General features: G+C 59.0%; 19 protein-coding genes. 11 read left to right on the forward strand and 8 right to left on the reverse strand.

All coding sequences use genetic code 11. The features are described 5' to 3' along the window. The first annotated feature begins 125 nt into the window (after window positions 1-125). The 7 genes from AC0JZ8_RS13630 to sufA all read left to right on the forward strand — a co-directional run bounded on the left by AC0JZ8_RS13630 (window position 126) and on the right by sufA (window position 7,198). Window positions 126-1,292 carry a cysteine desulfurase family protein gene (locus AC0JZ8_RS13630; RefSeq protein WP_471892721.1) on the forward strand — a complete coding sequence of 389 codons (1,167 nt, stop codon included), beginning with the start codon at window positions 126-128 and terminating at the stop codon, window positions 1,290-1,292. Window positions 1,293-1,439: 147 nt separating this feature from the next. Continuing rightward, window positions 1,440-2,909, forward strand: a complete 1,470-nt coding sequence (gene sufB, locus AC0JZ8_RS13635) for a Fe-S cluster assembly protein SufB (RefSeq protein ID WP_113110548.1) — start codon at window positions 1,440-1,442, stop codon at window positions 2,907-2,909. A 63-nt stretch (window positions 2,910-2,972) separates the two neighbouring features. Further along, window positions 2,973-3,728: a Fe-S cluster assembly ATPase SufC gene (gene sufC / locus AC0JZ8_RS13640; protein WP_113110547.1), complete on the forward strand. Its 756-nt coding sequence runs from the start codon at window positions 2,973-2,975 to the stop codon at window positions 3,726-3,728. Between the two features lie 20 nt (window positions 3,729-3,748). Continuing rightward, window positions 3,749-5,032 carry a Fe-S cluster assembly protein SufD gene (gene sufD, locus AC0JZ8_RS13645; protein WP_471892722.1) on the forward strand — a complete coding sequence of 428 codons (1,284 nt, stop codon included), beginning with the start codon at window positions 3,749-3,751 and terminating at the stop codon, window positions 5,030-5,032. Window positions 5,033-5,065: 33 nt separating this feature from the next. After that, complete coding sequence (locus AC0JZ8_RS13650; RefSeq protein WP_471892723.1) at window positions 5,066-6,310, forward strand: cysteine desulfurase; 1,245 nt, start codon at window positions 5,066-5,068, stop codon at window positions 6,308-6,310. A gap of 16 nt (window positions 6,311-6,326) precedes the next feature. After that, window positions 6,327-6,701, forward strand: a complete 375-nt coding sequence (locus AC0JZ8_RS13655) for an SUF system Fe-S cluster assembly protein (protein ID WP_062456735.1) — start codon at window positions 6,327-6,329, stop codon at window positions 6,699-6,701. Between the two features lie 104 nt (window positions 6,702-6,805). Continuing rightward, complete coding sequence (gene sufA / locus AC0JZ8_RS13660; protein WP_113165610.1) at window positions 6,806-7,198, forward strand: Fe-S cluster assembly scaffold SufA; 393 nt, start codon at window positions 6,806-6,808, stop codon at window positions 7,196-7,198. Window positions 7,199-7,255: 57 nt separating this feature from the next. Here sufA and AC0JZ8_RS13665 read toward each other — a convergent pair whose 3' ends face one another. From AC0JZ8_RS13665 to AC0JZ8_RS13675, 3 genes are read right to left on the reverse strand one after another with little or no spacing between them, the layout of a single operon-like run. Then, on the reverse strand, window positions 7,256-8,461 hold the full coding sequence (locus tag AC0JZ8_RS13665) for an ABC transporter permease (RefSeq protein ID WP_430251581.1): 1,206 nt from the start codon (window positions 8,459-8,461) through the stop codon (window positions 7,256-7,258). After that, window positions 8,442-9,179: an ABC transporter ATP-binding protein gene (locus AC0JZ8_RS13670; protein ID WP_471892724.1), complete on the reverse strand. Its 738-nt coding sequence runs from the start codon at window positions 9,177-9,179 to the stop codon at window positions 8,442-8,444. The genes AC0JZ8_RS13665 and AC0JZ8_RS13670 overlap by 20 nt, the downstream gene beginning before the upstream one ends. Further along, window positions 9,179-10,465 (reverse strand): efflux RND transporter periplasmic adaptor subunit, encoded by a 1,287-nt coding sequence (locus tag AC0JZ8_RS13675; RefSeq protein WP_471892725.1) that lies wholly within the window; start codon window positions 10,463-10,465, stop codon window positions 9,179-9,181. Before AC0JZ8_RS13675 ends, AC0JZ8_RS13670 begins: the two co-directional genes overlap by 1 nt. Window positions 10,466-10,668: 203 nt before the next feature. On the opposite strand from AC0JZ8_RS13675, the gene AC0JZ8_RS13680 reads away from it, so the two are divergent. After that, complete coding sequence (locus AC0JZ8_RS13680) at window positions 10,669-10,929, forward strand: DUF2171 domain-containing protein (protein WP_062456750.1); 261 nt, start codon at window positions 10,669-10,671, stop codon at window positions 10,927-10,929. 67 nt (window positions 10,930-10,996) lie between these two features. On the opposite strand, the gene AC0JZ8_RS13685 is transcribed toward AC0JZ8_RS13680, so the two are convergent. Beyond that, entirely contained in the window at window positions 10,997-11,176 is a 180-nt protein-coding gene (locus tag AC0JZ8_RS13685; protein WP_174196627.1) for a hypothetical protein, read from the reverse strand. Window positions 11,177-11,253: 77 nt separating this feature from the next. Beyond that, window positions 11,254-11,379: a hypothetical protein gene (locus AC0JZ8_RS13690; protein ID WP_256413796.1), complete on the reverse strand. Its 126-nt coding sequence runs from the start codon at window positions 11,377-11,379 to the stop codon at window positions 11,254-11,256. Window positions 11,380-11,664: 285 nt separating this feature from the next. Here AC0JZ8_RS13690 and AC0JZ8_RS13695 point away from each other — a divergent pair, with 285 nt between their 5' ends. Continuing rightward, entirely contained in the window at window positions 11,665-13,392 is a 1,728-nt protein-coding gene (locus AC0JZ8_RS13695; RefSeq protein ID WP_244508774.1) for a type I secretion system permease/ATPase, read from the forward strand. Between the two features lie 8 nt (window positions 13,393-13,400). Then, a complete protein-coding gene (locus AC0JZ8_RS13700) occupies window positions 13,401-14,696 on the forward strand; it encodes an HlyD family type I secretion periplasmic adaptor subunit (protein ID WP_062580782.1) in 1,296 nt (431 codons plus the stop codon). A gap of 31 nt (window positions 14,697-14,727) precedes the next feature. On the opposite strand, the gene AC0JZ8_RS13705 is transcribed toward AC0JZ8_RS13700, so the two are convergent. The 3 genes from AC0JZ8_RS13705 to AC0JZ8_RS13715 form a co-directional block, all read right to left on the reverse strand. Beyond that, entirely contained in the window at window positions 14,728-14,973 is a 246-nt protein-coding gene (locus tag AC0JZ8_RS13705; protein ID WP_471893374.1) for a DUF982 domain-containing protein, read from the reverse strand. 311 nt (window positions 14,974-15,284) lie between these two features. Continuing rightward, on the reverse strand, window positions 15,285-15,995 hold the full coding sequence (locus tag AC0JZ8_RS13710; RefSeq protein ID WP_471892726.1) for an acyltransferase family protein: 711 nt from the start codon (window positions 15,993-15,995) through the stop codon (window positions 15,285-15,287). Continuing rightward, complete coding sequence (locus tag AC0JZ8_RS13715; protein WP_471892727.1) at window positions 15,901-16,296, reverse strand: sugar transferase; 396 nt, start codon at window positions 16,294-16,296, stop codon at window positions 15,901-15,903. The genes AC0JZ8_RS13710 and AC0JZ8_RS13715 overlap by 95 nt, the downstream gene beginning before the upstream one ends. A 243-nt stretch (window positions 16,297-16,539) precedes the next feature. Here AC0JZ8_RS13715 and AC0JZ8_RS13720 point away from each other — a divergent pair, with 243 nt between their 5' ends. Then, window positions 16,540-17,694: a glycosyltransferase gene (locus AC0JZ8_RS13720; RefSeq protein ID WP_471892728.1), complete on the forward strand. Its 1,155-nt coding sequence runs from the start codon at window positions 16,540-16,542 to the stop codon at window positions 17,692-17,694. Window positions 17,695-17,746: the final 52 nt, after the last annotated feature.

Consider the following 17,746-nt stretch of genomic DNA (forward strand, 5'->3'; position numbering starts at 1 on the left):
CCGCCTTGGCAGCGCCCGATGCGATGTCTCTTAAGGCAAGCGTGGCCGGAATTTCAAGAAAAATGCGGCCTGCGGCAACCCTAGATGAGACCCAACGGTAATTAGGGACGGAATCTGATCAGGCAATGGCGTTGAACCGCACCTATCTTGACTGGAACGCGACGGCACCTTTGAGTGCGCCGGCGCGTGCTGCGATGCTGGAGGCACTTCAGCTTCCCGGCAACGCATCGTCGGTGCATGGTGAGGGCCGGTTGTCGCGCGCGGCCGTCGACAAGGCGCGGCGCCAGGTTGCGGCCTTGGTCGGCGCAGATCCCGCGCATGTTACCTTTACCAGCGGTGCGACGGAGGCATCGAACCACGTTCTGACGCCTGACTACAGGATGGGCCGTTCGCCGGTCGCGATCGGCGCTCTCTATATTTCGGCGATCGAGCATCCGGCGATCCGGGAAGGTGGCAGGTTTGATCCTGCCCAGGTGATCGATATACCGGTGACGCCCACAGGCATCGCGGATCTTTCGGCGCTGGAAACTCTGTTGGCGGCGCATGACCATTCACTCGGTCTTCCGATGGTCGGGCTGATGCTGGTCAATAACGAGACGGGCGTGATCCAGCCGGTGGCGGAGGCTGCAGAGATCGTCCACAGGCATCGCGGGCTTCTGGTTGTGGATGCGGTGCAAGCCGTCGGTCGCATCCCGGTCGACATCGTCAGGCTTGATGCCGACTTCATCGTGATCTCGTCGCACAAGATCGGCGGACCGAAAGGTGTCGGCGCCCTGATTTCGCGCGGCGAAGTGTTGATGCCGAAGCCGCTGATACGCGGCGGCGGGCAGGAGAAGGGTCACCGTTCGGGGACCGAGAATTTTCACGCGATCGTCGGCTTCGGCGCGGCGGCTGCGGCGATGAGCGAAGACCTCGATGCGCGCAATACCGGTATCGGCGCGTTGCGGGATCGGCTCGAAGGCGAGATGCGCAAGGCTGCTGCCGATGTGATGATCCACGGGGCGGATGTTTCCCGCGTCGGCAATACCTGCTTCTTCACCCTGCCTGGGCTGAAGGCGGAAACGGGTCAGATCGCCTTCGATATCGAGGGCATCGCGCTTTCGGCCGGTTCGGCCTGCTCTTCGGGCAAGGTCGGCGAGAGTCATGTGCTGACGGCGATGGGCCGGGATCCACAGCTGGGTGCCCTGCGCATCTCGCTCGGCCCCGACACGACAGACGAAGACATTACGCGTGCGGTTGCGGCATTTGCCAAAATCGCATCCCGTCGCAAGGCCCAAGGCGTTGCGGCGTAACAGCGCTCTAATTTGAGAGAGCGGAACTTTCTACTTGCCTAAAGGTGTGAAAACCGCCTTTTGGCGCCTACATACGGGGGGAACAAAGCCTTCCGGAGACATGACAGAATTGCCGGAATTTGAGCCGGCAAGATTTGGAGAATGAACATGCCAGCTGTCCAGGAAACAATCGATCAGGTCCGTGGGATCGATATCGATCAGTACAAATACGGCTTCGAAACCATCATCGAAGTGGACAAGGCGCCCAAGGGCCTTTCGGAAGACATCATCCGCTTCATTTCCGCCAAGAAGCAGGAGCCCGAATGGATGCTTGAATGGCGTCTCGACGCCTACAAGCGCTGGCTGACGATGGAAGAGCCGACCTGGGCGCGCGTCGATTATCCCAAGATCGACTTCAACGATCTCTATTACTACGCCGCGCCGAAGACCACGTCCGGTCCGAAGTCGCTTGAGGAAGTCGATCCCGAGCTGCTGCGCGTCTATGAAAAGCTTGGCATTCCGCTGCGCGAGCAGGAAATCCTTGCGGGCGTCGACAAGCCGCGGGTTGCCGTCGATGCGGTGTTCGATTCCGTGTCTGTTGTCACGACCTTCAAGAAGGAACTTCAGAAGGCCGGCGTGATCTTCATGTCGATCTCGGAAGCCATCCGCGAGCATCCGGACCTGATCAAGCAGTATCTGGGCACCGTCGTTTCGGCCACCGACAACTATTACGCCACGCTGAATGCCGCGGTGTTTACCGATGGTTCGTTCGTGTTCGTACCGAAGGGCGTTCGCTGCCCGATGGAGCTGTCGACCTACTTCCGTATCAACGAGAAGAACACCGGCCAGTTCGAACGCACGCTGATCATTGCCGAGGAAGGCGCTTACGTGTCCTATCTCGAAGGCTGCACGGCGCCGCAGCGCGACGAGAACCAGCTGCATGCCGCAGTGGTTGAGCTCGTTGCTCTCGACGATGCCGAGATCAAGTATTCGACGGTTCAGAACTGGTACCCGGGCGATGCCCAGGGCAAGGGCGGCATTTACAACTTCGTCACCAAGCGTGGCGATTGCCGCGGCCACCGTTCGAAGATTTCCTGGACCCAGGTCGAGACCGGTTCGGCGATCACCTGGAAATATCCGTCCTGCATCCTGCGTGGCGACGACAGCCGCGGCGAGTTCTACTCGATCGCCGTTTCGAACGGTCACCAGCAGATCGACAGTGGCACCAAGATGATCCACCTCGGCAAGAACACGTCGAGCCGCATCATCTCGAAGGGTATTTCTGCCGGCGTTTCGCAGAACACCTATCGCGGTCAGGTTTCGATCCATCGCAAGGCTGAGAACGCCCGCAACTTTACCAACTGCGATTCGCTTCTGATCGGCGACAAGTGCGGTGCGCATACCGTGCCTTATATCGACGTGAAGAACTCGTCGGGCCAGATCGAGCACGAAGCGACGACCTCGAAGATTTCCGACGACCAGAAGTTCTACGTCATGCAGCGCGGCATTCCCGAAGAAGAAGCGATCGCCCTGATCGTCAACGGCTTCGTCAAGGATGTCATCCAGCAGCTGCCGATGGAATTTGCGGTCGAAGCGCAGAAGCTGATCGGGATTTCGCTCGAAGGCTCCGTCGGCTGATCGGCCTGTCATTTGAATAGCGCGCCTGGCGCGTCACTAAAGAGTATCCGGAAAGATAGACCTATGCTTGAGATCAAAAACCTGCATGCCCGCATTGCCGAAGACGGCACCGAAATCATCCGTGGCCTGAACCTGACCGTGAAGGCTGGCGAAGTTGCTGCCATCATGGGGCCGAACGGTTCCGGCAAGTCGACGCTGTCCTACATCCTGTCGGGCCGTCCGGATTATGAAGTCACCGAGGGAGAAGTTCTTCTGAACGGTGAAAGCATTCTGGAGCTCGATCCGGCGGAGCGTGCCTCCAAGGGCATTTTCCTCGCCTTCCAGTATCCGGTCGAAATCCCGGGCGTCGCTACCATGCAGTTTCTCAAGGTGGCCATGAACGAGCAGCGCAAGGCGCGCGGCGAAGCCGAACTGACGACGCCGGACTTTATCCGACGCGTCAAGGAAGCAGCTGCCGAGCTGAAGATCGACATGGACATGCTGAAGCGTCCGCTCAATGTCGGTTTTTCCGGCGGCGAGAAGAAGCGTGCAGAAATCCTGCAGATGGCGCTGCTTGAGCCTTTGCTCTGCGTGCTCGATGAGACCGATTCCGGCCTCGATATCGATGCGCTCAAGATCGTGGCTGACGGTGTGAACGCGCTGAAGTCGCCGGATCGTGCGACGATCGTCATCACCCACTACCAGCGCCTGCTCGACTACATCGTGCCTGATACGGTCCACGTTCTCTACAAGGGCCAGATCATCCGCACCGGTGACAAGGCGCTGGCGCTCGAACTCGAGGCCAATGGCTACGCGGACATCATCGGCAGAGCAGCCTGAGACGCGGGAAGGAATTTGGCATGAACATGCAAATCAATCAGCCCGTCCGGCTGACGGCCGCCGAAACGGCGCTCGTCGAGGCTTTTGCGGCCCAGGTTGGCGAACTGCCGGGTAACGGTGCCGTCACGGGAACCCGCGATCGTCTTCTCGATGATCTGAAGCGATCGGGCCTGCCGACGCGACGCATCGAGTCCTGGCACTACACGGATCTGAAGAACCTGCTGCGCTCTGTTCCAGAGCGTGTCGTCGGCGGCGTATCGGTTCAACCGGTCGCGCCGTTGGTCGAAGGGGCGAAAGTCCTGTCGATCGTTCAGGGCGTAGCGGACAACCGCGCGACGATCGATGGCGTCGAGCTTTCGGTCTTTAGGGACCAGCTTGCCGATGGTTCGGCCGTGGCTGGGCTTGCGGCGTTCGACAAGGACGACGCGATCGCTCGCATCAACGGCAGCTTCGTGCGGGACGGCTTCGCGCTCTCCGTACCGGCAGACGTCTCGGTCGAGCAGCCGATCGAGCTGCAGGCGGTTCACGGTGCCGGTCAGGTCCATACGCGGTTTCCGGCGGTGTTCGGAGCGCGGTCCAAGGCAACGATCATCGAGCGTCACTGCGCGGTGACTGATGATGCGGCACTCGTGTCCTCGATCAGTGACCTGACGCTGCAGGACGGCGCTGAGATCACCTGGATCATCCTCCAGACGCAAGGGGCTGACGACACTCATCTCGGTCAGATCCGCATATCGCTCGGTACCGATACCAAGCTGCGACTGTTCATCGTCAACGCCGGCGGCAAGCTGGTGCGCCAGGAGCTTCGCGTCGAGGTTCAGGGCGAGGGATCGGAGTTCACGCTGCGTGCCGTCAACCTGCTCGGTGGCGATACCCATACGGACGTGACCATGGTTCTCGGCCATAACGTTCCGCATACGAGCTCCACGGAAATCATCCGCAACGTCCTGTTCGACAAGGCGAGCGGTGTGTTCCAGGGCATGATCAAGGTTGCCCCGGACGCGCAGAAGACCGATGCGAAGATGGCGTGCAATACGCTTCTGATGTCCGACGACGCCGATTTCTCGGTGAAGCCGGAGCTGGAAATCTTCGCCGACGACGTGATCTGCGGCCATGGCGCCACGGTCTCCGATATCGACCGCAACCATCTCTTCTATCTGATGGCGCGCGGCGTTCCGGAAAACAGGGCACGGGCCATGCTGGTCAACGCCTTCGTGGCGGAGATTGTCGAGGAACTGGAAGAAGAAAAGCTCGTCGAAGCGCTGGAAGGCGTCATCTCCGACTGGCTCGAAAAGCACGCCTGATTATCAGGCGCGCGTCCGCAAATGAGGCATGACATGGACCAGATCACACCTGCGACAGCTTACGACGTCGAAGCGATCCGAACGGATTTCCCGATCCTTTCGACCATGGTGCATGGCAACAAGCCGCTGGTGTATCTGGACAACGGGGCGTCTGCCCAGAAGCCGCAGGCCGTGATCGACGCGATCGCGCATTCCTACTCGAACGAGTATGCGAATGTGCATCGCGGCCTTCACTACCTCTCCAATGCTGCAACGGATGCCTACGAGGCGGCGCGCGAAAAGGTGCGCCGTTTCCTCAACGCCGGTTCCGTCGACGAAATCATTTTCACCAGCAATTCCACGGCGGCAATCAACACCGTCGCCTACGGTTATGGAATGCCGCATATCGGTGAAGGCGACGAGATCGTCATCACCATCATGGAGCACCATTCCAACATCGTGCCGTGGCACTTCATTCGCGAACGCCAGGGTGCGAAGATCGTCTGGATCCCGGTCGATGACGACGGTGCCTTTCATCTCGACGACTTCGAAAAGGCGCTGACGGACAAGACCAAGCTGGTCGCCATCACCCATATGTCGAATGCGCTTGGTACGGTGGTTCCTGTGAAGGAAGTCTGCCGTATCGCGCACGAGCGCGGCATTCCCGTTCTCGTCGACGGCAGCCAGAGCGCCGTCCATATGCCGATCGATGTTCGCGATATCGACTGCGACTGGTTCGTGATGACCGGCCACAAGCTCTACGGTCCCTCGGGTATCGGCGTTCTCTACGGCAAGGCGGACCGTCTGAAAGAGATGCGGCCGTTCATGGGCGGTGGCGAGATGATCATCGACGTGGCCGAAGATTTCGTCACCTACAACGAGCCGCCGCACCGGTTTGAGGCCGGCACTCCGCCGATCGTTCAGGCGATCGGTCTCGGTCATGCGCTCGACTATATGGACAGGGTGGGCCGTGATGCGATTGCAAAGCACGAGTCGGATCTGACCGCCTATGCCACCCAGCGTCTGAGTGCGATCAATTCGCTGAGGATCATCGGCAACGCGCCCGGCAAGGGGGCCATCTTCTCGTTCGAGCTTGCCGGCATTCATGCGCATGACATCTCGATGGTCATCGACCGGCGCGGTGTGGCGGTGAGAGCCGGAACCCATTGCGCCATGCCGCTCTTGAAACGCTTCGGCGTTACCTCCACATGCCGTGCATCCTTCGGCATGTACAATACCCGGGCCGAAGTGGATGCGTTGGCAGATGCACTCGACTACGCCCGCGATTTCTTTTCCTGAAGGACTTTTGAAGGCTATGGACGACCAGATACCGAAATGGGATGCCCGCGAGGGGATCATCCAGTCCGCCATTCCCGAAGACGAGGTAGCGCGGCTTTCCGACGACATCGTCGCGGCTTTGAAAACCGTCTATGATCCGGAAATTCCGGCCGATATCTTCGAACTCGGATTGATCTACAAGGTCGATATTGAAGACGACCGGATGGTGAAGATCATGATGACGCTGACAGCGCCCGGTTGCCCGGTTGCCGGAGAAATGCCAGGCTGGGTGGAAAATGCCGTCGGCGCCGTCGAAGGCGTGTCCGGCGTCGAGGTCGAGATGACCTTCGATCCGCCGTGGACGCCGGAGCGGATGTCCGAAGAGGCGCAGGTTGCTGTCGGGTGGTATTGATCGGTTAAGGCACCGGTACTAAGTTGGACTCACGAGACTTACTCTCGAAACACCAGGTCTAGAAACACCGGGCCTTGAACCCGGTCGTGGAAGGAAAGAATGCCATGGGCTTTGCTGTCATGACGATCACCGACGCTGCTGCACAGCGCGTCAACCAGATCACCTCGAACTCCGGTCCTGATGCGCTCGGCTTGCGCGTCGGTATCAAGAAGGGCGGTTGCGCCGGCATGGAGTACACGATCGATCTCGTGACTGTGCCGAATGCCAAGGACGACCTGATCGAGCGGGACGGCGCCAAGGTGTGGATCGAGCCTTCGGCCGTTCTTTACCTGCTCGGCACCCAGATGGATTTCGAGACGACCAAGATGCGGTCCGGCTTCACCTTCGTGAACCCGAACCAGACTTCGGCCTGCGGTTGCGGCGAATCGGTCGAACTGAAGCCTGCCGATCTGGCGGCGCTTGCGCAGCAGCGCACCGCGCAATCTCCGGCTGCCTGACGTCAACTTTTTAGACTTCAAGAAGAAGGGCCGCGAGGCCCTTTTTTATTGCGCTGTCTATTCGTGGCGTAGCGCCTCGATGGGGTTGAGCTGGGCTGCCCGTCGGGCCGGGAAGTAGCCGAAGATCATGCCGATCGCGGCCGAAAAGGCGAAGGCCATCAGGATGATCGTCGGGCTGGCAACGAACGGCACCTGAAGAAAGCTGACGACGCCGTAGGCGAGTGCAAGGCCTGTTATGATGCCCGTCACGCCGCCGAAGATCGACAGCATCACGGCCTCCACGAGGAACTGCCGGAGAACCTGGCTTTCGAGCGCGCCGATCGCCAGCCGGATGCCGATCTCACGGGTGCGCTCGGTGACCGAGACCAGCATGATATTCATGATGCCGATACCGCCGACCAAGAGGCTGACGGCAGCAACGGCGCCGAGAAGGCCCGTCAGCAGGACCGTCGTGCCCGTCATCGCCGCCGCGATCTGCGACATGTCGTTGACGGAGAAGTCGTCATCGCGTCCGATCGCGATGCGCCGCCGCTCGCGCAAGAGGCCTTCGACGTCCGACTGGACCTTGGCGGTCGAGACGCCGTCCTGGGCAGAGATAACGATGCTGGAGATCGTCGTCGTTCCACCGATCCGCCGCTGGTGCAGTTTCAGCGGCATGATGACGGTATCGTCCTGGTCGTCGCCCATGCCGGACTGACCTTTGACCGCGAGCACGCCGACGACGGGGCAGGCGATGTTGCTGACACGGATCAGCTGTCCCACCGGGTTAGCGGCGCCGAACAATTGCTTGCGGACGGTCTCTCCGATGATGCAGGCGGCATGGCTGCCCCGATCTTCGTTCGGATTGAAATTGCGGCCGAGCGCCATATCCCAATCCTGCACGATGAAATAGTCGTTGGTGGTGCCGACAGCGCTCGACGAATGGTTGGCGCCGCCGGCAATGACCGTGGCTGTCCCGCGATTGATCGGTGCGACGCCCCGAAGGCCGGAGATCTGTTCCTTGATCGCCAGCACATCCTTGTCGGAGAAGCGCTTGGCTTCCGTGCTCGCGCGGCCCGGTCCCCACTGACCGGGGCGAATGAACAGCGTGTTTGTGCCGAGACGGGAGAGTTCATCGCGCACCTTGGCCGTGGTCCCGTTGCCGATCGTCACCATGGCGATCACGGCTGCGACGCCGATCACGACGCCAAGGACGGTGAGAAAGGAGCGCAGCAGATTGCGGCTGATTGCCCGCCAGGCGAGCTTAGCGGCTTCCAGCAGCATGGCTTGCCCTTTCGAGATTGGGTTCGTCGGAGACGAGGTGACCATCGGTAAAGCGCAAGAGACGCGACCCGTAGGCTGCGATGTCTTCCTCATGGGTGACCATGATGACGGTAATGCCGTTGTCGCGGTTGAGCCGGGTGATCAGATCCATGATCTCCATGCTGGTCTTGGTGTCGAGATTGCCGGTCGGCTCGTCGGCGAGAAGGACGGCCGGATCGGTGACAATGGCTCTGGCGATCGCGACGCGCTGCTGCTGACCACCTGACAGTTCCTGGGTGGTATGGCCTTCGCGTCCGTCGAGGCCGACCTGCGCCAGCGCCGCAGTTGCGCGCTCACGCCGCTCCTTGTGCGCCATGCCGCGATAGACGAGCGGGAGCTCGACGTTTTCGACGGCCGATGTGCGAGCCAGAAGATTGAACCCCTGGAACACGAAGCCCAGCATGTGGCGTCTCAGAAGTGTCCGCTGCTCGCGGCTGAAATCTGATGTCGGAACGCCTTGAAATAGAAACTCGCCGGATGAGGGGATATCGAGCCCGCCGATAATGTTCATCGCTGTCGACTTGCCCGAACCGGAGGGTCCCATGATCGACACGAATTCCCCGGCCGATATGGCAAGGTCGATCTGGTCCAGCGCCCGGATCGTCGCTTCGCCGCGCCCGTAGAACTTCGAGACCTTGTCGAATGCGATGAGGGGGGCAGGCGTGACGGCGAGGTCCATCACTGCGCCCTTGCGACGGCATCCGTCACCAGTTCATCGCCGTCGCGGATTTCGCCGGATTTCAGAACCGTGAACTGGCCATCGGTCGGTCCGGTTTCAACGGGCACCCGCTGGGCTTCGCCGTTGCGCAGCACCCAAACGGCGCGGGTGTTATTCGCTGCCTGTTCGCCACGATTGCGGTTGCGGGGCGGGCGCGGCGGCGAGAACAGCCGGGAGAGGACATTGCCGTGCTGCCGTGCGGTGGCGGCCGGCGAGTAGCGAAGCGCTGCGTTCGGGACAAGCAGCGCATCCTTGACCGACTGGACCGTGATGTCTGACGTGGCGGTCATGCCCGGCCGCAGCAGCAGATCGGCATTGTCGACGGTCAGGATCGCCTTATAGGTCACGACGTTGGACACGGTTTCGGAGGCGAACCGGACGGTTTCGATTGTGGCCGGAAAGCTCCGCTCCGGATAGGCGTCTACCGAGAAGCGCGCAGGCTGCCCGTCCTTGACCTGGCCGACATCCGCCTCGTCGACGGAGACCTGGAGTTCCATGCGCTTGAGGTCGCCGGCGATTGTGAAGAGGACCGGTGCATTGAGCGACGAGGCGACCGTTGCACCGGGATCGACTTCGCGGGTCAGCACGATCCCGTCGATCGGAGATACGATCGTCAGTTTGCCGAGGTTAACCTCGGCGAGCCTCAGGCTTGCTTCGGCAGACAGAATCGCGGCCTGATTGATGTCCTTCGTCGCAACCGCCGATTCGTAGGCATAGCGCGCCGCATCCAGATCCTGCTGGCTGGAAATGCGATTGGCGACGAGTGCCGTCAGGCGGTCGAATGAAATCTTCGCGGAAGCCGCTTCTGCCTCTGCCTTCAGGACATTGGCCTTCGCGGACGCAAGTTGCGCGCGCGCGCTTTGCACGTCCGCCTCCTGCTTGCTGGTATCCAGTTCAAGCAGCACATCGCCAGCCTTGACCGCGCTGTTATAGGTCACGTTGACTTTTCGGACCGTGCCGGAAAGCTCGCTCGATATGTCCACCTGATCGGTCGGCTGGACGGAACCGGTTGCCGTGACAACTACCGCAAGGTCTCCGCGCTTTGCGGCCTGCGTCGTGTAATCGTATCGTGGGCCGCTGCTGCCGAAATAAGAATAAGCCAGCAGGGCTGCGGCGGCGATGAGGATGAGGAGAGGCCAGACAAACCAACGTCCACGCTTTTTCCGCTTGCCCGAAGACGCAAGGATCGCGGCGAGATCAGGCGCATCCTGTTTACGGCTGGCTGGGGGAGTGGACTGGACGTTCAATGGCTATCCTCGATGCGGTGGAAATAGCGCGAGCCGTTCCGGTCTAGCGAGGGATCGCGTCGAAACCGCGGCTTTGCAACTCTGGAACGAGGCATTCGCATGAAAGCAGCCGGTGGCCAACTTAAATGTCGGTAATGTATCGGGGGCACTGCATCGAACTTCTCGGTTGTGCGTTATGGCTGAACACACAAAGGAGAACTCAGATGATCGATGTCGCCCTTATCAAGGAACATGCGGAAGTGATCGGTGCGGACGGCGTCCACATCGGAACGGTCGACCGCGTTGAAGGAAACCGTATCAAGCTGACCAAGAAGGATAGCGGTGAGGGGAGCCATAAAGGCCATCACCATTTCATTTCGCTTGAACTCGTTGCCGATGTCGAAGGCGACAAGGTTCGTCTCTCTGCAGATGGTGACGTCGCAGTGACGTTCGAAGAAGAAGACGGCGGCAAGCCGATCCACTGAAGCAATTCAGCATGCAAAAAGGCCGGCGTTTCTGACGCCGGCCTTTTTTGTTTACGCATCAAAAATTTTAACGGGTTGGATGGGGGACCCCGAAGCGCTCGGGAAGAAAAGCCGTTTCAGTCGCGGCGCCACTCAAGCGAGCGGATTTCTCGTGCGCAACAGGCGTGCTTGGAATGCCAACAAGAATTACAAAGACGGCACCAACAGCAGCTGAACAACACACCAGCAAAATATTACGCATGGTCATGCTTGCACTTCCTCTCGTGATGCGATCGCTTGAGATCGCGATGAAGTAAGCCGGTCCTTGTCCTCCTTGGGATGATCCTAGTTGGCAGCCGACAGCTGTGTCGGAGACGCGAGTATTTCCGTATCGCCAAGCGAGTGATCAGAATACTTGAACACCAGAATACTGAGGACCGAACCGATAAGAGCGACGAAGACTATTCTCATGCTGAGACTCCTTTGCCCTCAGAACGGCGGTCCTGAAGTAAGGTTCCGTAAACCAATTCGTGATAGCCGCCGATTTGAGAACTTTGCGGATTGTTGATTGACAAATGGTTTGGCCCGGCACGTCCTTGGACGAGAGCGGGGCACTTGTGCCGGAGCGATCTGTCTGCCGCGCGGCTTTATTGAACTTTAAACCCGTTACGGGTAATAGGTGTGATCCCTGCATCAGGATTGCGCATTATGGCCGAAACCGCTTCGGGATCCCCACGGCAAGCCTCCAAAGATCCGATGAGCGAAGCCATTGCGCGGAGCAGAACCGGTCTCGTTGCGGTCGCGGTCGCGAGCGGACTGGTCAACGTGCTCTATCTCACCAGCTCATTCTTCATGCTGCAGGTCTATGATCGCGTCATCCCAAGCCGCAGCATCCCGTCGCTGATCGCGCTCAGCTTGCTGGCATTGATGCTGTATCTATTTCAAGGCGCATTCGAGCTTACCCGCAGCCGCATGCTGACAAGGATTGCCGGCATCATCGATGATACGATGGGGTCGCGGGTTTTCAAGATGATGCTCAAGGCGCCGGTCAAGACGAAGGCGTCGATCGACGGTCTTTCGATCATGAAGGATTTCGACCAGGTCCGTTCGTTTGTCTCGAGCGCGGGGCCGCCGGCCTTTTTCGACCTGCCGTGGCTGCCGTTCTATGTCGCCATCTGTTTTCTGTTTCATCCGGTCATCGGCTATATGGCAGTCGGTGGGGCGCTCATCCTGATGGTGCTCACCTACCTCACCAACCGCAGCACGCAGGTTTCCGCCAAGAAAGTGCACGAACTGACCGGCCAGCGCAGCGCCTTTCTTTCGGCGGCACAACGCAATGCCGAAGTCATTGAGGCCATGGGCATGGCAAACGACTTCTCACGGCAATGGACTGCGACAAACGCCAACTATCGCAGCAGCTATCAGACCAATTCCGATACCTCGAACGGATACCTGTCCGTTACCAAGATTTTTCGCATAGCGCTGCAATCGGCAGTCCTTGCCGTCGGCGCGGTGCTCGTCATCGAAAACCAGGCATCCGGCGGCATCATCATCGCGTCGTCCATCCTTACCTCCCGCGCGCTTGCCCCGGTCGAGCAGGCGATTGCAAACTGGCGCGGCTTCGTTTCGGCCCAGCAGGCCTGGAAACGGTTGCGGCATATGCTGAACGCGCTGCCGGAGGCCGATATGCCTCTGTCGCTGCCCGCACCGAAGCAAAGTCTGGCGGTGGAGAGCCTTTCGAGCGGCCCGGCTGGGCTGCAGAAACTGGTGATTTCCAATGTATCGTTTACGCTTCAGGCCGGCAGCGCTCTCGGCGTGATCGGACCGAGTGCATCCGGCAAATCATCGCTCGTGCGGGCTCTGACGGCCGTCTGGCCGATCTATCGCGGCAGTGTCAGGCTGGATGGCGCAGCGCTCGACCAGTGGAGCGACGAGGACCGTGGTCGCCATCTCGGATATCTTCCGCAGGAGATCGAACTTTTTGCGGGCAGCGTTTCGGACAACATTGCGCGGTTTCGTGAAAACCCTGATGCGGCCGATGTCATTGAGGCGGCAAAGGCTGCGGGCGTCCACGACCTCATCCTGCGCCTGCCGAACGGCTATGATACCGATATTGGCTTGAGTGGTTCCATGCTTTCGGCCGGTCAGCGCCAACGCATCGGGCTTGCGCGTGCGTTGTTCGGCAAGCCGTTTCTGGTTGTTCTGGACGAGCCCAATTCCAATCTCGATTCGGAAGGCGAGGTCGCGCTGACGGACGCGATCATCGGCATCCGCAAACGCGGGGGCATCGTGATTGTGGTCGCGCACCGCCCGAGTGCACTCGCGGCCGTGGATTTCGTGCTGATGATGAAGGACGGTGGTCTTGCGGCCTTCGGACCGAAGGACGAGGTGCTCTCGAAGGTGCTTCGGCGCGAGAACCAGCCGAACGAGAGAAGTTCGCCGCTCAAGGTCGTCGGGGAAAGCCCGGAACAGATAAGGCAATAGGTCTCAAGATGACAACAGCCGAGCGTTCGCTGAAGCGCCATATCCTGCTCGTATCGACGTTAAGCGTGTTGCTTGTCGGCGGCATCGGCGGCTGGGCACTCAGCACGACATTGTCGAATGCGGTGGTGGCCGAAGGCAGTGTCGTGATCGAGGACAATGCCAAGAAGGTGCAGCACCTGACCGGCGGTATTGTCTCCGAGCTGCTCGTGAAGGAAGGCGCGCATGTCAAAGCGGGGGACGTCCTGCTGCGGCTGGATGGTACGTCGCTCAAGTCCAATCTCGGCATTACCAACAGCACGCTGGCACAGCTTTACGCGCGGCGCGCGCGGTTGCAGGCGGAACGCCGAGGTGAGGAGAACTTCACGGTCAAGGAAGCCGAGGCCGCGGGTATCAATTCCCAGACGAACCGCATCCTGATCGAAGGCGAACAGCAGTTCTTCCTCAGCCGTCGCGCCTCGCTCGAGGGTATGAAGAAGCAGCTCGCCGAGCGGAAGAGCCAACTGGCCGAAGAAATTGAGGGTGCCACGCTGCAGATCAAGTCGATCGACGATTCGATCGTGCTGATCGATGAGGAACACACGGCAATCAGCTCGCTCTACGAAAAGCAGCTCGTGACGATGCAGCGTGTCAACACGCTGAAGCGCCAGCGCGCCGAGCTTGACGGCAATCGCGGACGGATGATCGCGACGCGGGCGCAGGCGCATGGCCGCATCAACGAGATCAACCTGCAGATCCTGCAGCTCGACGAAGACAGACAGACGGAAAACGCGCGTGACCTGACCGATGTCGAGGCAAAGATCGCCGAATCAGAAGAACGCCGTATCGCCATACAGGACCAGCTCGACCGTCTCGACGTTCGCGCACCGCTTGACGGTTACATTTATCAGCTGGCGCTGCACACGGTGGGCGGCGTTGCCAATCCGGGCGAGGCGCTGATGCTTCTGTCGCCGGAGACGCGCAGCCTGACGGTCGAGGCGAAGGTCGCTTTGCGCAGCATCGACCAATTGAGCGTGGGACAAAGCGTCGACATCCGCTTCAGCGCTTTCGACCAGAAGACCACGCCTGAAGTCCAGGGCAAGATTTCGTCGATCTCGCCCGATTCAGTTGTCGATCAGCGTAGCGGCGCTGCCTCCTATATCGTGCGGATTGCGCCTGATGCAGGCGATATCGCGCGGTTACAGGGCCTGTCGCTCTATCCAGGAATGCCTGCGGAGGTGTTTATCAAGGTCGCCGACCGGTCGGTCATCTCCTATCTGACCAAGCCGATGATGGATCAGATCAACCACACGTTCCGTGACGAGTAAGCGGAAAGCGACCAATAGGCAGCTATTGGTCTCAGGCGCTGACGAGGATGCCCGCTTCCTCGGCAGCAGCGACGAAGGCCGCACGGGCGTCTTCCGGCTTGCGTTTTCCACCATCCACTTCGGCGCACACGATCAGCGCACGGTCGATCAGCGGACCGTCTTCGACAGGCCAGTCCTCGATCATCGCCCAGGCCGCAGCTTGGGTCGTTTCGACTGTCGTTTCGACCGGCGGCTCGCCAATCAGGACTACGACAGGTTTTGCCCAGGGGTTGTTCATCATCGCAGGAATTTCACATTATTGGATGCGGGTGGAAGACCGGGGAACATCAAACGTCCATCTTCGCCAGCGTCAAGTTTCACCAAAATATCTGGATAAATGGTGAGAGTGCAGGGTGTTCGAACCCTCGACCTACTGATTAAAGGTCGGTCGCCTTACCATTTTCCTGAACTTAGTCGACGACGCCACCCCCGTCAATCCGGGAAGGATGTCTGTTAAATAATTGATTTGGTTCATCCTTAGGAGACAGACGCTCTACTTTCCGTGCCGCTGCCAACCATCCGCGGCAGTCATATTCACGTCAAGGAAGCTTAACCGGGAGTTTTCAGATTGCCGGTTCGACCTCGTGTGTGGCGTCCATCGGGACCAAGCCCGTGCAGGAGGCGATCGAGTTTAGCCAGTCCGGAAATTGTGGGTTCATCGACGATTACAGTGAATAGGTAACCTGCAATGATCGAGACTGAGATTGCCAAGACTGCAAGCGTCATCAATTCCAGGGGGCCTTCGTGACCGAACTGGAGATAACCAATCGCCCCGAGGCTGTATAGGAGAGGAACGTGAACCAGGTAGAGGCCAAACGAGATCCTCCCGAGAAACATAAGCGGGCGGATTGAAAGAAAGCGGCTTATCGGGACGCTGGCGATGGCGCAATAAACCATCCCGACAGCTGCGAGCGTATGCCAGAATTTGTGCGGCTCGCCCAAAGCGAATGTCATGGGCAAGCTGAGCCCAATCCGATCTCCGAACCCCTTTGTCCAGCTTCCGACGACAATAGCGAATAGGAAGATTGCAAGAGAGCCCGATCCGGTGAGCCGTCCGGCTGCGTGACACTCACGCAGGAGAGCGCCAGCCATGAAAGCTGAATACTCGGGCCGACCCAAGGCGCAGGCCGCTACCGCGAGCAGAATGAGCAGCGTAATTCTCGCTTTACCGGAAACGAAAGCATAGATCGCTATGATCGCAACCGATCCGAGCGAGCCGGGCCTGAGCGTTTTCGGCCAGATGGCGCGCCAGAACCTCATCGCCGTTGTTCACCATGGAACGAAACTTCAGGCACGGAAACATGACTCCGTTTTGGCCAATTCGTCGATGCGCGATGAAAATCGGTCGCCCCTGCAGAACGAGGAGGATGATCGCCACCATCACGAGAAGCGGGGCAAAGCCTATCAAGGCGATCGATGCGATCAGGACGTCGAGGGCGTATTTCAAACCCGAGGACATTGGATGCGTTGCTTCGTCTTCCGAAGTTGCAGCCATGTTGCCGAGGCGCGAGGGAGAAGAAAGACCCCGGCTCATCCCCGCGCCGATCTGGGCGTCATCCATATGTATCTCCTTATCGACTCTACTAATAGTGACCTAACCCAACTGCGGAATACATATTAAAGTTAACAATTAGTATACTGTTTGACAACACTTTTGTTATGAGCCAATATAAAAAATGTAAATAGCAAATCTGTATTCTATTTCGCGTAATAATATGTATCTATAAGTATTATAAAATATATCACTGCTAGTGAGATTCGTAATCGTATTTGAAGTGCTCAATAGAATGGAAGGTTTCATAGTATGCGCGTTGCGATCATTCACTATTGGCTTGTTGGGATGCGTGGGGGAGAAAAGGTCCTTGAGGCCCTTTGCAAGATCTATCCCGAGGCGGACATCTACACGCACGTGTATGATAGCTCTGCTGTCTCCGTCGCTCTCAATGCTCGCACAATTAAAACGACTTTTATCAATGATCTTCCCTATGCGAAGAGATTGTACAAAAAGTACCTCCCGCTCATGCCAATGGCTTTGGAGCAGCTGGATCTGAGCAAGTACGACTTGGTCATCAGCAGCGAATCCGGGCCATCCAAGGGGATTGTTCCGAATTCATCGGCCCATCACATCTGCTATTGCCACTCGCCTATGCGATACATCTGGAACATGTATAACCAGTACTATTCCGGATCTGGATACTTATCCCGAATGCTGATGCCGCCCTTTGCGCATTATCTGAGAGCATGGGACGTCGGTACATCCAGCCGGGTTGATAGTTTTGTTGCGAATTCCGCCACCGTTGCGCAACGGATCGAGCGTTATTACCGCAGGGACGCCCAGATCATCCATCCGCCGGTTGACACAGATGCCTTCCAGCCGGTGGGAGCCGATGAGGTTGGCAGCAAGTACTTGATGGTCGGCGAACTCGTCGCCTACAAACGACCCGATCTGGCAGTCGAAGCCTGCAATCGGATGCAGGCCGAACTCGTCGTTATCGGCGGAGGGGAGATGCTTGGACACCTGCGCAAAATCGCTGGTCCTACCGTCAAAATTCTCGGCCCTCAGCCCTTCGATGTCCTCAAATACCATTACGCCCGCTGCAGGGCCCTCCTATTCCCCGGGGAGGAGGATTTTGGGATCGTTCCCCTCGAGGCGATGGCAAGCGGCCGACCCGTCATTGCCTTCGGGCAGGGAGGTGCGACCGAGACAGTGATCGAAGGCCGAACTGGCACGTTCTTCGACGAGCAGTCGATCGATGCCGTCACCAATGCAATCGAGCGTTTTGAGGCGATGGATTTCGATCCGGCTCATGCTGTCGCGCGGGCAGGGGAATTCAAGACCCAGGCGTTCATCGACAAGTTCTCGGATTTTGCCGCTTGTTCGCTTGCCAGAAGCATTTCAGGCCCTGCCGAGCGCCCCCGACCGGCGCCGGTGCTGGTTCGTACTCTCGAAGGGGCCTGAGAGCGAAAACGGCGTTTACGGTTCCGAAAAAGTGGCCAGATCGCGAACACTC

The organism is Velazquezella soli (genome assembly GCF_977018685.1).

Coding starts and splice junctions, on each gene's coding strand:
- AC0JZ8_RS13630 (WP_471892721.1), top strand. CDS start 126: ATGGCGTTGAACCGCACCTATCTTGACTGGAACGCGACGGCACCTTTG.
- sufB (WP_113110548.1), top strand. CDS start 1,440: ATGCCAGCTGTCCAGGAAACAATCGATCAGGTCCGTGGGATCGATATC.
- sufC (WP_113110547.1), top strand. CDS start 2,973: ATGCTTGAGATCAAAAACCTGCATGCCCGCATTGCCGAAGACGGCACC.
- sufD (WP_471892722.1), top strand. CDS start 3,749: ATGAACATGCAAATCAATCAGCCCGTCCGGCTGACGGCCGCCGAAACG.
- AC0JZ8_RS13650 (WP_471892723.1), top strand. CDS start 5,066: ATGGACCAGATCACACCTGCGACAGCTTACGACGTCGAAGCGATCCGA.
- AC0JZ8_RS13655 (WP_062456735.1), top strand. CDS start 6,327: ATGGACGACCAGATACCGAAATGGGATGCCCGCGAGGGGATCATCCAG.
- sufA (WP_113165610.1), top strand. CDS start 6,806: ATGGGCTTTGCTGTCATGACGATCACCGACGCTGCTGCACAGCGCGTC.
- AC0JZ8_RS13665 (WP_430251581.1), bottom strand. CDS start 8,461: ATGCTGCTGGAAGCCGCTAAGCTCGCCTGGCGGGCAATCAGCCGCAAT.
- AC0JZ8_RS13670 (WP_471892724.1), bottom strand. CDS start 9,179: ATGGACCTCGCCGTCACGCCTGCCCCCCTCATCGCATTCGACAAGGTC.
- AC0JZ8_RS13680 (WP_062456750.1), top strand. CDS start 10,669: ATGATCGATGTCGCCCTTATCAAGGAACATGCGGAAGTGATCGGTGCG.
- AC0JZ8_RS13685 (WP_174196627.1), bottom strand. CDS start 11,176: ATGACCATGCGTAATATTTTGCTGGTGTGTTGTTCAGCTGCTGTTGGT.
- AC0JZ8_RS13690 (WP_256413796.1), bottom strand. CDS start 11,379: ATGAGAATAGTCTTCGTCGCTCTTATCGGTTCGGTCCTCAGTATTCTG.
- AC0JZ8_RS13695 (WP_244508774.1), top strand. CDS start 11,665: ATGAGCGAAGCCATTGCGCGGAGCAGAACCGGTCTCGTTGCGGTCGCG.
- AC0JZ8_RS13700 (WP_062580782.1), top strand. CDS start 13,401: ATGACAACAGCCGAGCGTTCGCTGAAGCGCCATATCCTGCTCGTATCG.
- AC0JZ8_RS13705 (WP_471893374.1), bottom strand. CDS start 14,973: ATGAACAACCCCTGGGCAAAACCTGTCGTAGTCCTGATTGGCGAGCCG.
- AC0JZ8_RS13710 (WP_471892726.1), bottom strand. CDS start 15,995: ATGAGGTTCTGGCGCGCCATCTGGCCGAAAACGCTCAGGCCCGGCTCG.
- AC0JZ8_RS13715 (WP_471892727.1), bottom strand. CDS start 16,296: ATGGATGACGCCCAGATCGGCGCGGGGATGAGCCGGGGTCTTTCTTCT.
- AC0JZ8_RS13720 (WP_471892728.1), top strand. CDS start 16,540: ATGCGCGTTGCGATCATTCACTATTGGCTTGTTGGGATGCGTGGGGGA.